The sequence below is a fragment of the Rhodococcus sp. NBC_00294 genome (genome assembly GCF_036163995.1).
Taxonomy (GTDB): Bacteria; Actinomycetota; Actinomycetes; order Mycobacteriales; family Mycobacteriaceae; genus Rhodococcoides.
The window spans coordinates 4459417-4475243 of record NZ_CP108043.1; the positions used below are offsets into that span (position 1 = coordinate 4459417).

Consider the following 15827-nt stretch of genomic DNA (forward strand, 5'->3'; position numbering starts at 1 on the left):
TCAGTGACCGGTGACGTCGAGTGCGGCCCGGACGATCGAGTCGGTGTCGATCTGATGGTGGCGGTACACCTCGTCGAGTGCGCCGACCTGACCGAACTCACTCACCCCGAGAGACGTGGACGGCACCCGATTCACCGTCGCCAGGAACGCGAGCGTGTGGGGATGACCGTCGAGGACCGTCACCATCGGCGTCGCCCGCTCTGCCGGCAGCAGATGATCGAGAATCCACGACTCCGCCTCGAGATGCCCCTGCCGTGCCTGCACCGCCCGATACAGCTCCCCCGGACTCGTGACGCACAGGACGTCGGCAGCGAGCCCGATCTGTTCGAGCCGCTCCGCCGCGTCGAGGGCCTCGGTGACCATCGCGCCCATCGCCGCGATGGTCACCACCGCACCGTCCCGCCGCACCAGCGGGTATCCCCCGGCGACCACCTGCCGCCGTCGGCGCTCCCGCGCCGCCGGATCCGCCGGAACATTCGCCAGCGACTGATCGACCGGCCTGGTCGACAGGCGCAGATACGCCGACGTGCCGCCCGGGCGCCCCAACCGCCCGATCGCCGCCAGCAGAGTCCACTCGACGTCGATCGCGAACGCCGGTTCCCAGCTCACGCACCCGGGCTGCTCCAACCCGATCGACGGCGTCTTGATCGACTGGTGCGCACCACCTTCCGCCGCCAGGGTCACTCCCGAGGGGGTGCCGACGAGGATGGACTGTCCGCCTGCGTAGATGCCGTACGACCACGGCTCGAGCGCGCGCTCGACGAACGGGTCGTACATGACTCCGATCGGGAACAGCGGCTCTCCCCACCGGCTCCACGTCGCACCGAGCTCGCCCATCAGTCCGACGAGGTTGGTCTCGGCGATGCCCAGTTCCATGTGTTGCCCCGTGGGGCTCTCGCGCCAGTGCATGATCGTCTCGGCGTCGTCACCGAACCAGTCGTGGCGCTCCGAGGACGACCACACTCCGACCTTGTTCACCCAGCCGCCCAGGTTGGTGGTGGAGCTGACGTCCGGGCTGACGGTCACCACACGTCGGGCGGCTTCCGGCGCCGCTCTGGTCAGGTCGAGCAGGACGCGACCGAGCGCGGCCTGCGTCGTCGCCGTTCCCTTGGGCGTGCGCCCGATGTCGGTGGGCACCGAGGGAGGCTCGGCCGTGTGTATCGGTTCCCGGCGCAGCCGGTCCGCGGTGTCCGCGCACACCCGCCCGGCCGGACTGTCGTCCGAGAATCGTGCCCAGGGCGCGTCGGGGTCGGTGCCCAGCGTGCCGGCGAGTGCGGCGTACTCCTCGACCGTCAGCAACGACGAGTGATTCTGCGGATGACCCTGCGTCGGCAACCCGAAGCCCTTGACGGTGTACGCGATGATCACGGTGGGACGGGTGTCGTCGATACGGGCGAACGCGGCGCGCAGTGCGGCGAGGTCGTGTCCGCCCAGGTTGCGGACGGCCTCCGTCAGAGCGGCATCGTCCAGATCGGCGACGAGGGCACGAATCCGTTCGGCACCGGGCCCGGCGCCGGGCAGTCGGGTGCGCAGTTCGTCCGCCGTGCAGCGCAGGAGGCGTTGGTACTCCGGGTTCGGCATGTCGACGATGCGTTCGCGCAGGGCCTCGCCGCCGGGACGGGCGAACAATGCGTCGAGAAGGGTGCCGAACGAGACCGTGACGACCTGCCAGCCGGCGGCGTCGAACATCTTCTCCAGCCGCCGCGCAGCGAAGTTCGGCACCACTCGATCCAGCGATTGGCGGTTCAGGTCGACGATCCACACGATCTCGCCGAGGTCGGCGATTCCCGGGTCGATCACCGCTTCCCACACCGCGCCCTCGTCCAGTTCGGCGTCGCCGACGAGCGAGTACTGCCGCCCCCGGAATCCGGTCGCTGTCCGGGCGTCGTCGTGCGCGTCACCGAAGGCGGCGTCGACGTAGCGGCGCGACATCGCACCCCAGATCGGTGCGGTCGCTCCGATTCCCACGGACCCGGTGGAGTAGTCGACGGTGTCGGGGTCCTTGGCACGCGAGGGGTAGGACTGCAGACCGCCGTAGGACCGCAGCGTCGTCAGGTACTTCTCGTCCAACTCACCGAGGAGGTAGTTGATCGCGTGCAGCACCGGAGACGCGTGCGGCTTGACCGACACCCGGTCCCCGGGCTGCAACTGTTCGAACCACAGGGAGGTCATGATCGACACCATCGACGCGCACGAGGCTTGATGGCCTCCGACTTTGAGTCCGCTGGGGTTGGGCCGAATTCGATTGGCGTGGTGGATCATCGAGGTCGACAGCCACAACACACGCTGTGCGATCTCCTCCAGGGTCTCCACCGTCTGTGGCGCTCGATCGTCGACATGCTCGTTGCTGGTCATGGCGCTGCCCCCTCAGGACGTCATCTCCGGCTCGATGCTTCGCGGAGGTCCCCAGGTGACCACGGTCTTGCCGACTGCGCAAGATCCGGCTCCGCGACCGAGCATTCTGCGCACAGCACCGCATGTCGTCGTGGGTCTTCCGAGCGTGTCGACCACTCGGGTGACCGCCGACACCCGGTGAGTGGGCGCCCGTGTTCGAGGACACCGGCCGGATGTGGTGTGCGGAGCCGACGGACGGGTACACGATGAACGGCGAGACACACCCTCAGCTGCGGTCCACGAACCGGTTACACGAACGCAGCGAAGGACGCCCCATGGCATCGAACTCGGCCCGCGAGCCCCATCCACCCGACGAACGCGTCACGGGCGCCCTGCGGTCCGGACGCACTGCGGAGACATGGCTGGCCGCGTGCGTGCAGTGGTGCCGGGCGGACGGAGCCGCCGTGGTGGCGGAATCGGCGGCCGATGCCGACGTCCGGCTCGTCACGTACGCGACGGACGACCTGGCGGAGCGGCTGGCCGACCTCCAGTACCTGCTCGGCTGCGGACCGCACACCGAGTCGATGGCGGGAGCGGGACACAGCCGACTCGATGTCGAGGACCCTGACCACGGCGTCCGCTGGACCACTCTCGTCGACGAATTGGCGACCCTCGGAGTCGTCGAGGTCGCGACGTTCCCCATCGGTACACCCGCCACCCCCCTGGGAACGCTCCAGATGTACTGGCGTGGTCGACGCCGCAGCAGCACGCACTCCGACGCCGCCATCGCAGCGCTCGTGGAACGTCGCCCGGAGTTGCTGGCGCCGCGAGTTCCCCTGTGCGACGACCTGGACGGAGACACTGTCCTCACGGCCGTCGACGGCGGGCCCGACCACGGCTTCGACCTGTCGACCGTGCACCTGGCGATCGGCGTGGTGGTCGCTCGGCACCACCTCGGCGTCCAGGCCGCGTCGGCACTGCTGCGAGCACAGGCCTACAGCGCTGGGACCACGGTCACCGAGCAGGCTCGACGGGTGCTGGACGACCAACGAGGCTGACGACCGTCGTCGCCGACACCCACTAGGCTCCCCTTCATGCTGTCGAGCGACGTCCCCACCGCAGTCGGACTCACCACAGCGGAAGCGGAGACCCTCGCATCGCAGGGTCGGTCCAACGACGTGCCGGCCCGCTCCTCGAGGTCGGTCGCAGACATCCTGCGCGGCAACATCTTCACGCGCATCAACGCGATTCTGGCGGTACTTCTCGTCATCGTTCTGTCGACCGGATCGATCATCGACGCGATGTTCGGTCTGCTCATCGTCGCCAACAGCGGGATCGGCATCATCCAGGAACTGCGCGCGAAGCGCACCCTCGACGCGCTCGCCATCGTGGGCCAGAGTCGGCCCCTCGTGCGACGAGACGGCCGTGCACGGGACCTCGCTCCCCACGAGGTGGTGCTCGGCGACGTCGTGGAACTCGGTCCGGGCGATCAGATCATCGTCGACGGCGACGTGATCGAGGCGGACTCGCTCGACGTCGACGAATCACTGCTGACGGGTGAGTCCGACTCGATGACCAAGACCCCGAGCGACTCCGTGTTCTCCGGGTCGTTCGTCGTCGCCGGCCGCGGAGCCTACCGCGTCACCAAGGTGGGGAGGGAAGCGTACGCGGCCCAGTTGGCCGAGGAGGCAGGCAAGTTCACGCTCATCGACTCCGAACTCCGGTCCGGTATCGACCGCATCCTCCGCCACATCACCCGGGTGATGGTCCCGGCCGGCATCGTCATCGTCATCAACCAGCTCGTCGTCACGGGCCAGCCGCTCGGCCCCGCGCTCAACGGCATGGTGGCGGCGCTGGTCCCGATGGTGCCGGAAGGACTGGTCCTGCTCACCTCACTGGCCTTCGCCGTCGGCGTGGTCCGCCTCGGACGTCGACAGTGCCTCGTGCAGGAGCTTCCGGCGGTCGAGGGGCTGGCCCGTATCGACGTGGTGTGCGCCGACAAGACCGGAACGCTGACCGAGAACGCGATGGTCATGTCGGACCTCCTCGTGCTGTCGGCCGAGTCCGACGAGGACGTCCGGCGCGACCTGTCCGCCGTCGTCGCCGACGACGATCGACCGAACGCCAGCATGATCGCCGTCGCCGACGCGCTTCCGACCGCACCTGCCCGGACGGCGTCCGCGCGGGCTCCGTTCTCGTCGGAGAAGAAGTGGAGCGGAGTCTCCTTCCCCGACGCGGGCAACTTCCTGATCGGTGCTCCGGACGTGCTGCTGGACCCGGTATCGGAGGCCTCCGCACGCGCCACCGAGCTGGGTGCGGCCGGAAAGAGGGTGCTGCTCTTCGCCACCAGCGACCTCCCGATGGATCACGCCGACGCGCCGGGTGTCGTGACGCCCCGAGCCCTCGTCGTGCTCGAGCAGAAGATCCGGGCGGACGCCGGCGACACACTGAACTACTTCGCGGATCAGTCCGTCCAGGTCAAGATCATCTCCGGCGACAACGCGGTGTCCGTGGGCGCGGTGGCCGGGTCGCTCGACGCGCTGCCGTCGGGCGATGCGGTCGACGCTCGCAGTCTCCCGTCGAACACGGACGATCTCGCGGACACCATGGAGCGTCATGCCGTGTTCGGACGGGTACGCCCGGAACAGAAGCGGGACATGGTCACCGCCTTGCAGAGCCGTGGTCACACGGTGGCCATGACGGGTGACGGCGTCAACGACGTTCTCGCACTGAAGAAGGCCGACATCGGTGTCGCCATGGGCGCGGGAAGTCCCGCGGCGCGGTCCGTGGCGCAGATCGTGTTGCTGGACAACGCCTTCTCGACGCTGCCCCACGTGGTGGCCGAGGGTCGACGAGTCATCGGCAACATCGAACGGGTCTCCACGCTGTTCCTCACCAAGACGGTCTACTCGGTGGTGCTCGCGGTCCTCGTCGGGCTGTCCGGTCTGCTGTCCCTGGTCGTGAACGTCGACCCGCTGCCCTACCCGTTTCTTCCCCGCCACGTCACCATCGCGGCGTGGTTCACCATCGGCATTCCCGCGTTCCTGCTGTCGCTGGCGCCGAACAACGAACGGGCCCGCTCCGGCTTCGTCCCTCGGGTGCTGCGCAAGGCGGTCCCCGCCGGACTGGTGGTGGGTGTCGCCACGTTCGCGACCTACCTCGCCACCTACGACGGACCCGATGCCTCGCGGGCGGACCGGATCCAGTCGAGCACCTCGGCGCTCATCACGCTGATCGTCGTCGCGATGTGGGTCCTCGGGACGGTGGCCCGGCCCATGCAGTGGTGGAAGGTGACTCTGCTGACCGTGTCCGTGGCGGCCTACGCGGTCATCTTCACCGTGCCGCCGCTCGCCCGCTTCTTCGAGCTCGATGCGGGCAACGTGTCCTACACCGTGCTCGCCTTCGTCTCCGCGGCAGTGGGTATCGCGGTCCTGGAGGCGGTACGCCCCGCCATGCGGCGCCGCGCGCACCGCACGGCGTAGCGCGCACAGCACCGCGCGCTGCGCATGATTGGCGACGATGGTAATCGGGCATTTCACAGGTGTGCATTTCACGCCGGCCCGGGTCGAGCGCATCGTCGCAGTGGTGCCCGCCCACAACGAGGACGCGTCGCTGTCTGCGTGCCTCGATGCCCTGCGCACCGCTCGCACGCTGTCGCCGGTCCCCGTCCGACTGGTGGTGGTGCTGGACGCCTGCAGTGACCGCACCGCGGAGGTGGTGGGTGGGGGCGTCCGGTGCGTCACGACGGACGTCGCGAACGTGGGAGCTGCACGGGCCCTGGGGTTCCGGTCCGAGACGTCGAGCGCCGGATCGTCCACCTGGTACGTCAACACCGACGCCGATTCGCTGGTCGACCCCGGCCACTTCCGATCGATCGTGGCGTGCGCTGCGCAGGCACACGTCGTCCCCGGACCGGTGCGCGTCGACGAGGGCCTGCGTGATCCCGTCGTGCTCCGGCGATTCCGGCGCGACTACGCGGACCGTGAACGACGCGGTCTCCTGCAGGTCCACGGAGCCAACCTCGCGGTGCGCGCCGACGCCTACCGTGCGGTCGGCGGATTCCGTGCGCTCGCCGTCCACGAGGACGTCGATCTGGTCGAGCGACTCGGACGCCGGGGGTACCGCATACGCCGCACCGGCGCTCCGTGCGTGACCACGTCGGCCCGCACCAGTACGCGCACCACAGGTGGTTTCGCCACGTTCCTCGACGAGATGGCGACTCCCGTCACCGCCTGATCAGTGTGCGCCGGTACCCCGCGTGAAGACGTCGACGAGAACGTCGTCGTCGCGGTACTCCGCCCGGAGGAGCAGGTGCGGTGACGCGCGGAACGCGGTGTGCACCTCGGCCGCAGTGCTCGGGTACTCCGGAACGTCGTGGCGCCAGTGCGCGACGCACACGGTTCCGCCGGGCTCTGCCGCATCGACCGCCTTCGACACCAGAGCGTCGAGCTGCGTCGGGTGGACGTAGTAACACATCTCGCTCAGCACGACGAGATCGAACTGCTCGTCCGGCCACCCGTCGTGCAGCGACTCTCGGCGGAACTCCACGTTCGGAATCCCACGCTCCCGCGCGCGACGCAACGGTGCCTCCGCGATGTCCGTGGAGAGCAGGCGATCGGCTCGGCCCGCGATGAGTTCGGACAGAACTCCGACGGAACACCCCGGCTCGAAGGCCGACCGGTACCGCTCGTTCGGAAGCATTGCCATCGTGAGGGCGTACTTGCGTCGCTCGTACCACCGGCTCTCGAACCCCCACGGGTCCGGATCGGCCTCGTACATGCGCTCGAAATAACTCACCGGGACACCTCTGGCCTGCCCGCCCGATTCCGACCGGCCTCCGGCCTGCCCGCCCGATTCCGACCGGCCTCCGGCCTGCCCGCCCGATTCCGACCGGCCTCCGGCTTGCCCGCTCACACGAACACCGTCTCGCGAGAACGCAGGAGCCGCTCCAGAACCCACGGCGGGAGGATCTCGTCCTCGTTCCCGTCCCGAGTCGTCTGGCTGACGAATCTGCTCACCGCTACCTCCTTGCGCGCGATCGCGTCCGCGTCGAGCGTGATCGTGCGGGCCGATTCCCAGTCCACGGCCTCGTCCCCCGGTTCTGCCCAGTGCCACATCCACACCGGGTACTCGACGAGCGTGCACCCGTTCCGGCTCGCCGCCGCGGCCGACGCGCGCCCGACCGCTTCGTGATCGGGGTGGCCGTCGCCGCGCAGCGTCGTCGCGCACCACACCGTCGTACCGCGCCCCACGGTGTCGAGCACGTCGACGAGAGCGACGACGAGGGCGCGCTCGTACTCGGCCACCTGTCCGTCGGGCACGCTCAGCCGACGGACGTCGACGATACCGAGATCCACCAGCGCCGAGGCACTCTCGGCTCTGCGCACCGCTTCCAGGTCGGCGCGCGACCGCGCGGGCGTGGGGGTGTGAGACGCGCCCCCGTCAGTGACGGCGACCACCGTCACCGGGACACCGGACGCGGCCAGCATCGATGCCCAGCCGCCCAGACCGAGGACCTCGTCGTCAGGGTGCGGAGCGACGAGGACCAGATGCGCCAGCCCGTCGTGGACAAGGTCGGGGTACGTCGGACCGTTCTCGCGCCACACGGACTCCGGCGTTCCACGCTGTGCCACCGGGCGCTCCGCGAACCTGCCCACACTCACGATGCGGAACCCGACGCCGCGACCGCCCGGCCCAGGTTCTCCAGATCGACCTCGGCGTGGCTCTGGCGAAGATACGTCGTCAGGTCTGCCACCCGGCGGGAGTGCTCCGCGTCCAGACCGAGGGGTGCCGCACCCAGCGCGCGGCCGACCCGGTCGAGAACTTCGGTGCAGGCCCGCTCCACGATGGCGCGAACCCGCATGGCGCGGACTCTCGCCTCGTCCAGAGCCAGTGGGTCTCGGTCCACCTCGTCGGCAGCGACGTCGAAGGTGTTGACACAGGCCGTCAGTGCCGCGTCCACTGCTCCGAGGTGCGCGAGCGCATGCGGTCCGGCCCGGTCCGCAGCGGCCCGGCGGTAGAGCGGGTCGGCGACGGCGAGTGCCACCCCGAACCAGCAGGCGGCCACCCCGATCGCACCGTGCCAGAATCCGGCACGCGCGGTGTAGTCACCCGGTTGCCCCACCGCGACCGCGGGCGTTCCCGCGAGAGACACTGCGCCGGAATCGCTCTCGCGCATACCCGTCGCGTGCCACGTGTTCGGTTCAGGGGTCACGGTGCCGCTGTCCAGCGCCACGGCGAACAAGGCGGAGTCCTCCCCCGCCCGTGCCGTCACCAGCGCGTGCGAGCAACTGTGGGCGCCCGAGCACCAGATCTTCCGGCCGGTCAGCGACCAGGAACCGTGCTCGTCGGAGACCGCGTTGACGGGCGGCGGCGTCTCTGCGGCCCACACTCCCCACATCTGCTCGGACGAGGTCGCGGGACCACCCAGCTCCGCGCAGATGGCGACAGCGTCGAAGTGGGCTTCGAGCAACCGGCCGACCACCGCGTCGTCGCGGCACCACGCGGCCAGCAGATCCCAGCGTCGCCTGGTCGCACCGGACCCCGGTAGCGGGATCTCACCAGCGGACGCGATGCGGGACCGTACGGCCGCGGCGACACCGGGGTCGAGATCGTCCGTACTCACGTGAGTTGCTCCTGTCGTCGTTCCGCGGGGTACCCGATCAGCGTCAGGCCTACGCAGACCGGTCGATCGCTCGCTGTGCGGCTGCACAGCGCAGGCCGACCCGACGTGGAGTCACGCACCTGTCGCGGGGCTGCTCGCCGGGCGACGCTGAGGGGACCGCGAACGACGACCCGTGAAGGACAGCGCATGGCATCGATGGCAGGCAAGGTCGTACTCATCACCGGCGGTGCGTCCGGGATCGGTCTCGAGACCGGACGCCGACTCGCGTCGCAGGGCGCGCACGTGGTGCTCGTGGACCGATCCGACATACCCGCATCGGTGATCGGGAGCCTGGACACCAGCGCTCACGGCCGGCACCTGGCCGTGACCGCCGACGTCACGGACACCGCGTCACTCGAATCAGCTGTTGCACAGATCCTCTCGGAGTACGGGTGCCTCGACGTGGTGGTGGCCAATGCGGGCATCGCCGAGGCCGGCACCGTCGCCATCAGCGACGTCGAGACACTGACCCGCATCGTCGACATCAATTTGAACGGCGTCATCCGCACCGTGCACGCCACGTTGCCCGCCGTGACCGCACAGCGCGGCTTCTATCTGTTGGTCTCGTCCGCGGCCGCCCTGAAGACCGTGCCGGGCCAGTCCGCCTACGCGGCCGCCAAGACGGGTGTCGAGGCATTCGGCGGCGGACTGCGCCTCGAGGTGGCACACAAGGGCGTCGGCGTCGGGGTCGCGCATCCCGCATTCGTCCGGACTCCGATGTTCGAGTCGCAGCACAGCATCGAGTCGGTGCGGGCGAGCATCGAGGAACTGCCCTGGCCGTTCGATGTCGTCACCGACGTCGAGGACTGCGCCGACGCGTTCGTCGACGCCATCGTCCGGCGCCGCCGGAAGGTGTACGTGCCGGGCGCTCTGCGCGGCGTCGACAAGATCCGCGGTGTGTTCACCGGCTCGCTGTGGGACGCGATTCTCCGTCCGAAGATGCGGAAGACGGTTCCACTACTGGAGCGGGGGATCCTGGAGAGCCGAGCGCGCGCTGCGCTCACGCGTCAGTAGCCACCACGCGAGGACGAGATCGGCTGTCCGGTCGATGTCGAGGCCCGTCAGATCACCGAAACGCGCCACCCTGTTGCGCACGGTGTTGCGATGCACGAAGAGGGCGGCGGCGGTGTCGTCGACGCGCCGATCGTGGTCGAGGTACGCCGCGACGGTGTCCAGGATCTCGCGACCCGCCTCGCCGCGTTCGGCCACCGTGGTCAGATGCGCGGACGCGAGTCGATCCGCGGCCTCCTCCCCCAGCGCGAGGAGAGGAAGCGGTCCGAGTGCGGCCAGGTCGACCACCCCCGTCCTCGCGAAGCGGGTGGCGAGGTCGAGTGCGTGCCGGGCCTGCCCGTACGACGCGCGCGCGTCCGTGGCCGGTCGAGCATCGCCCAGACCGACCGCCACCGAGGCCGCGAGGCGGTCCGGAACCACGGGCAGCAGGGCGACGAGACAGCCGTCGATGACAGCGTCCACCACGCCGAGATCGTCGGTGCCGCAACGTAGTCGCAGCATCGACCGGATGTCCGACACGATCGACGAGTCGTTCCAGGTCACACAGGCGACGCTGTAGTGGTGATCGAGCGCGATACCGTGCTCACGGGCGTCCCGCTCGACGGACGCGGGCACGTACGACCCGTCGACGAGCTGCCGGATGAGATCCGCACGCCGGGTGGCACCCGTGACCGCTCGTTCCTGCATCACCGTGTTCACGGCGGCCGAGTACGACGTGGCCCACTCCCACATCATGTCCTGCATGTCGTCGATGACATCGGTCGCCAACTGCTGCTCGACGGCGTTGCGCCGGATCATCTTGAACAGCTCGCGGGCACCGAGCTGGATGCTGTGTGCGACGAGTTCGAGGGGGATCCGCTGATCAGCCCACCGCCGGACCAGGTCGGCGACGTCCCGCTCGTTCACGGCAGGCGCATCGCTGCGCACTCGCCACAGCACGATGTCCAGGACGGCGCGCGTGTTGCGCTGTACCTCCTCGTGCGCCACCGAGTCGTACACCGGAATGCTTCTGCGGTACAACGACGTCAGGTCCGACGCGACGGCATCGAGTTCCTGCTCGGCGTCGGTGACGAGGGAGGCGATGCGCGCGGCGATCTCCCGCTCCCGCGGAGTACCCGTCCGGTCGCTCATCGCGCCTCCTCTTCCACCACCCTGCCTGTCCGGTTCACGAGCGTCGCACATCCCGAGCAGCGAGCGCACGAATCCGCGGGGCTGCTGCTCGACTCCGCGCAGTGAACGGTGCCGTCGGGAGCGCGGCACGGAGGACGAGGAGGACGCGGCCGGCTCTCGGGTACACCATGCGCGACGACCGCCGCTCCAGCGCGCGGACGATGTGCGGAACGATGTCGTCGACGGGGCTGACCGCACCGAACGGGCCGGGAAGGGCGGCGAGCAGGGCCGCGAACGCGGGCTGCGCCATCTTTCCCGTGACCATCGACGTGTCGATCCATCCCGGGTGCAGGGATCCGACGCGCACTCCGGTGCCGCTGAGTTCCAGTCGAAGGGCGTTCGCGAACGCTTCCAGCCCGGCCTTCGCCGCGGCGTAGCCCGAGTGGCCGGGCTGATGAGCGAAGGACGCCCAGGAACACGTGAAGGCGATGTGGCCGCGCGAGACCAGGACAGCCGGGAGCGCGGCCCGCACGATGTTGTGGGCACCGACCAGGTTGATGTCGATCATGCGCTTCCACGCTCCGTCGGGCAGAAGGTCGAGCGGACCGTACTCCGACACACCGGCATTGGCCCACACGATGTCGACCCGCCCCCGCTCGGCGACGACGGTGTCGATCACTCGGCGGCAGGCATCGGCGTCCCGGACGTCGAGCACGTGGGTGTCGCACGGGCCCGTCAGCGACCGCGCGGTGCGGGTCAGACCGCCCTCGTCCACGTCGAGCAGGACGACGATCGCACCGAGGTCCGAGCACCGCCGCGCCGTCGCGGAACCGATGCCTCCGGCCGCGCCCGTGACGACGAGGACCTGGCCGTCGAGGTTGCTCACCATTCGACTCTCCCCTGTGACGTGGGCGGGAGGTCGACGACCGCCAGCGCGGATTCGGTGATGCTTCCGAGAATCAGCTGCGTGCCGCGTCGGACCACGCTGGTCACCATCGAGTACTCGGGAGATGCCGACTGCAGGTCGTGCACGACCGTGCCGCCGGAGTCGAGAGCGATCACCCACGTCGTGGACTCGCCCTGTCGCACACTCTCTGGGAGGCGGTACGCGAACCTCCGGACGATGCCGGGGAGCTGCGCGACCCGATCGTGCAGTGTGCTGCGCGGCGTCGCCAGGGCCACCCACAGAAGGTCACCGTCGACAGAGACGTTGTCGGGGAAGGCCGGCAGGTTGTCGGCGACGACATGCGGCGGTCCGGCGTGACCGTCGACGAGGGGGTACCGCAGTACGGCGAAGTCGCCTGTCGAGATCACGGTGACGGAATCCTCGTCGTCCGAGACCGCCAGCCCGTTGGCGAACTGGACACCGTCGACGAGCGTGCGCGCGGCGCCGTCGGGCGACACCACCGCCAGCCGGCCCGTGCCGGAGTGCTCGAGAAGATCGGCGAGGAAGTCGTGGAACCCGAACCGCCGGGTGGACACCGTGAAGTAGATGTTGCCCGACCGCCCCTGGACGATGTTCGACGCGAAGGTGATCGGTTCGCCGTCGAGTCGGTCGAGAAGGACGTCGACCACCCCGGTGCCGAGATCCACGCGGAGAACACCTCGTTCGGCATCGCACACCAGCAACGTGGCGTCGTCGACGACGGTGATGCCGAGCGGTCGACCTCCCGTGTGCGCGAGAGTCTCGACGCCGTGACCGGTGTCATCGATGGTGACCCGGACGATGCGCCCGTCCTCCAGGCCGGTGAGTACTCGCCCCCGCGAGTCCAGCCTGACGTCCTCCGGCCCGCGGCCCGGTAGTTCGAGACGCCGGATCGACGCCACCGGCTCCCTGCTCGTCACCTGCCGTGCTCGGGGCGGCGCGCTCGGTGGAGTCCACCGGACCGGGCGTAGTCGCGGAGCCACCGTGGAAGTGGGTCGAACGGCCTCGCTCGGGTGCGCGTCGCCGGCGATCACGGCGGCCACGGCACCGGCCGAACTCCACGGGGCACCGTGCCCCTCGCGCCGCAGCGGATACGCGGTGGTGCGCGGGCCGCCTGCACTGTCGGCCATCGCGGCCGGATCCACACGTCGGTCGTTCAGGCCGTACACCAGTGAGACCGGGACGGACAGTCTCGACAGTCGTTCTCTCAGCGGCGCTTCGGTCACGTAGTGGTCGATCGCCGTTGAGGACGCGCGGAACCGACGCAGTCCCGTCGCGACGAGGTCCCGCACGGCGAACTCGGGGACCGGACCACCGGGAACGAACGCCGACGCGAGACCGGACCGGAGCCTGCGCTCGGGCAGCATCGTCCACACGGCGGCGCCGAGGACCGGCACACCGAGAACCATCTCGGAGACACCTCTGGCCGTCAGCCGACTCGCCGTGGTCGGCGGAGTCGCGACCAGCACCAGACGGGTCACGAGGCCCGGGAACTGCTCCGCCAGGGACGTGGCGACGAGTCCGCCACGCGAGTGCCCCACCACGACAGCGGGACCTATGCCGGCGGCCCGGACCGCCCGGGCGATGTCGAGGGCGTCCTGCTCGATCGACGCGGTACCCGCGATCTCGGGCGCGAGCACCGTACCGGTGAGCAGCGGTCGAACGCGATCCCAGATCGCAGGCGACCCGCCGAGTCCGTGCAGGAGGACGACGGGCTCGCTCATCGCGGCACCGCGTCCGCGTGGACCGCGTGGTGCTTCTCGTCGAATCGCGTGGCACGGCGTCGATACCCGAGGATGCTGCCCGGCCAGAGATTGCTGTTGCGGCCGGCGGGGTCGAGGTACCAACTCGAGCACCCACCGCTCGTCCACACCGTCCCGTCGGTGAGGTCGTCGATGTCGGTCGAGTACTCGGCCTGCGCCCGGGCGGTCGGCTCGATGGAACCGCGTGCGGTCATCGCACGACGCATCGCCTTCTCGATGTATGCGATCTGAGACTCGAACATCAGGATCACCGACGTGTGGCCGAGTGCGATGTTCGGTCCGTGCATCAGATAGAGATTCGGGAATCCCGCGACGGTCGTTCCCAGGTAGGCCCGCGGACTGTCGCCCCACGTGTCCGCCATCGATCGACCCGACCCGTCGAAGACACTGTCCGTCAGCGGAAGTCGACTGGTGTCGAACCCGGTGCCGAAGATGACGGCGTCCACCTCGTGCGCGGTGCCGTTCGTGTCGATCACTCCGGTCGGAGTCACGGTCGCCACGCCCGCCGTCTCGACGGACACGTTGGGTTGCGCCAGGGCCGGGTAGTACTCGTCGGACAGCAGGATCCGCTTGCAGCCCATCCGATAGTCCGGTGTGAGTTTCTGCCGCAGAACAGGATCGCTCACGGCATGCGCGAGGTGCGCACGACCCTCGCGCTCTCCGATCGCCATCAATTCAGGATGGCGGAAGGCCAGGAGCTTCACCTCCCGCTCGAGGTAGACGGCCGCGCGCGCAGCACGCTGGTATCCGGGAACCGACTTCAGAAGGGTCCGCGTGCGTGCGGAGATGGGCTTGTCGTCGCGCGGCATCACCCACGGTGCCGTGCGCTGAAACAGGGTCAGGGACTCCACCAGCGGTTGGATTCTCGGGACGAACTGGATCGCGGAGGCACCGGTACCGACGACGGCGACGCGCATACCCGTCAGATCCGTGTCGTGGTCCCACTGCGACGAGTGGAACATCGGACCCGCGAAGGACTCGATGCCGTCGACGGCGGGGAGAGAGGGGTCGGCGAGGGACCCCGTGGCGAGAACGACGTGATCCGCGGTCGACGTCCCGCGCGGCGTCTCGAGAGTCCATCGCGCCGCGCTCGCGTCCCAGGTGAGGGACGTGACCGGGCACTGCGTCCGGAGTCGCGGGAGCAACCCGTGGTCCCGCGCCACCCGGTCGAGGTACTCGCGGATCTCGGGCTGCCGTGCGTAGGTGTGACGCCACCGGTGGCTGGGAGCGAACGAGAACGAATAGAGGAGGCTCTGGACGTCGCACGCAGCACCCGGATAGTCGTTGTCGCGCCACACCCCGCCGAGCGTCGCCGCACGCTCGAAGATGACGACGCTCCCCTGGTGCAACGGTGCCAGCCCGATCGCTGCTCCGACTCCCGCGAAACCCGAGCCGATGACCGCCAGCGTGTGGTGGTCGGAACTCGTGGTGGTCCCGGACGATGTCATCACTGACCCTCTTTCCCTGCGTGGTGGTGACGGGCGAACTCCGACCATTCCGCGATTGCTGTCGGGATGCGGTCGGGCAGCACGAACGTGCCGTCGAGAGCGAGGATCCGCGCCGGCGGCACCGACCCGCCGCCCCGATCGGTCAGTCGGACGGACACCACCGCGGTGGCATGGTCGACGTCGCGAATGTGGAAGACCTGCTCGAAGTACAGGTTCTTGGCATCGGTACCGATCAGACGGGTCCGCACGCGATACGCACGCGGGAAGGTCAGCGAGCGCCGGTAGGTGATGCTCTGCGCCGTGACGACGGGACTCCAGCCCCGCACGCGGAACTGGTGCCACAGACCGGTTCTCGCGTAGTACGCGATGCGGGCCGCGTCCAGAACGGACAGGTACCGGCCGTTGGTCATGTGCATCAGGATGTCGAGATCCGCCGGGAGTACGCGGAACCGTGTCTCGAGAGGATCACCCACTCGCGCCGTCCGTCCGAACGAGTGCATGCGGAGGACCCAGCGCAGCATCATGATCACGGGCCACTCCTCGCCGGACGACGGTATCGATCACTCGAGTGT

The 15827-nt window shown here is 69.3% G+C and carries 13 protein-coding genes; 4 read left to right on the top strand and 9 right to left on the bottom strand.

Translation table 11 applies throughout. The annotated features are described in order from the left end of the window. Entirely contained in the window at positions 1 to 2355 is a 2355-nt protein-coding gene (locus OHB23_RS20930; protein WP_328810328.1) for a transketolase-like TK C-terminal-containing protein, read from the bottom strand. Between the two features lie 314 nt (positions 2356 to 2669). Here OHB23_RS20930 and OHB23_RS20935 point away from each other — a divergent pair, with 314 nt between their 5' ends. The 3 genes from OHB23_RS20935 (at position 2670) to OHB23_RS20945 (ending at position 6570) form a co-directional block, all read left to right on the top strand. Then, positions 2670 to 3392 (top strand): ANTAR domain-containing protein, encoded by a 723-nt coding sequence (locus OHB23_RS20935; protein ID WP_222639662.1) that lies wholly within the window; start codon positions 2670 to 2672, stop codon positions 3390 to 3392. Between the two features lie 36 nt (positions 3393 to 3428). Continuing rightward, positions 3429 to 5816 (top strand): HAD-IC family P-type ATPase, encoded by a 2388-nt coding sequence (locus OHB23_RS20940; RefSeq protein WP_328810329.1) that lies wholly within the window; start codon positions 3429 to 3431, stop codon positions 5814 to 5816. Between the two features lie 61 nt (positions 5817 to 5877). After that, the gene (locus tag OHB23_RS20945) at positions 5878 to 6570 is read left to right on the top strand and encodes a glycosyltransferase (protein ID WP_222627990.1); all 693 of its coding nucleotides are present in this window, start codon (positions 5878 to 5880) and stop codon (positions 6568 to 6570) included. Here OHB23_RS20945 and OHB23_RS20950 read toward each other — a convergent pair whose 3' ends face one another. The 3 genes from OHB23_RS20950 to OHB23_RS20960 form a co-directional block, all read right to left on the bottom strand. Further along, entirely contained in the window at positions 6571 to 7113 is a 543-nt protein-coding gene (locus OHB23_RS20950; RefSeq protein ID WP_328811682.1) for a class I SAM-dependent methyltransferase, read from the bottom strand. 131 nt (positions 7114 to 7244) lie between these two features. Continuing rightward, a complete protein-coding gene (locus OHB23_RS20955; RefSeq protein WP_328810330.1) occupies positions 7245 to 7997 on the bottom strand; it encodes a PIG-L deacetylase family protein in 753 nt (250 codons plus the stop codon). Next, positions 7994 to 8959, bottom strand: coding sequence for an acyl-CoA dehydrogenase (locus tag OHB23_RS20960; protein ID WP_442972999.1), 966 nt, complete (start codon positions 8957 to 8959; stop codon positions 7994 to 7996). Before OHB23_RS20960 ends, OHB23_RS20955 begins: the two co-directional genes overlap by 4 nt. A 186-nt stretch (positions 8960 to 9145) precedes the next feature. On the opposite strand from OHB23_RS20960, the gene OHB23_RS20965 reads away from it, so the two are divergent. Beyond that, a complete protein-coding gene (locus OHB23_RS20965; RefSeq protein ID WP_027504363.1) occupies positions 9146 to 10012 on the top strand; it encodes a short-chain dehydrogenase/reductase in 867 nt (288 codons plus the stop codon). Here OHB23_RS20965 and OHB23_RS20970 read toward each other — a convergent pair. Genes OHB23_RS20970 through OHB23_RS20990 form a run of 5 tightly spaced genes read right to left on the bottom strand, consistent with a single transcriptional unit; the run spans position 9956 to position 15779 of the window. Then, positions 9956 to 11140 carry a PucR family transcriptional regulator gene (locus OHB23_RS20970; protein WP_328810331.1) on the bottom strand — a complete coding sequence of 395 codons (1185 nt, stop codon included), beginning with the start codon at positions 11138 to 11140 and terminating at the stop codon, positions 9956 to 9958. The genes OHB23_RS20965 and OHB23_RS20970 overlap by 57 nt on opposite strands. Before the next feature lie 34 nt (positions 11141 to 11174). Further along, the gene (locus tag OHB23_RS20975) at positions 11175 to 12008 is read right to left on the bottom strand and encodes an SDR family NAD(P)-dependent oxidoreductase (RefSeq protein ID WP_328810332.1); all 834 of its coding nucleotides are present in this window, start codon (positions 12006 to 12008) and stop codon (positions 11175 to 11177) included. Next, positions 12002 to 13768, bottom strand: a complete 1767-nt coding sequence (locus tag OHB23_RS20980; protein WP_328810333.1) for an alpha/beta fold hydrolase — start codon at positions 13766 to 13768, stop codon at positions 12002 to 12004. The genes OHB23_RS20975 and OHB23_RS20980 overlap by 7 nt, the downstream gene beginning before the upstream one ends. Next, positions 13765 to 15255 (bottom strand): flavin-containing monooxygenase, encoded by a 1491-nt coding sequence (locus OHB23_RS20985; protein ID WP_328810334.1) that lies wholly within the window; start codon positions 15253 to 15255, stop codon positions 13765 to 13767. The genes OHB23_RS20980 and OHB23_RS20985 overlap by 4 nt, the downstream gene beginning before the upstream one ends. Continuing rightward, on the bottom strand, positions 15255 to 15779 hold the full coding sequence (locus tag OHB23_RS20990) for a thioesterase family protein (protein ID WP_307097579.1): 525 nt from the start codon (positions 15777 to 15779) through the stop codon (positions 15255 to 15257). The genes OHB23_RS20985 and OHB23_RS20990 overlap by 1 nt, the downstream gene beginning before the upstream one ends. Positions 15780 to 15827 lie beyond the last annotated feature (48 nt).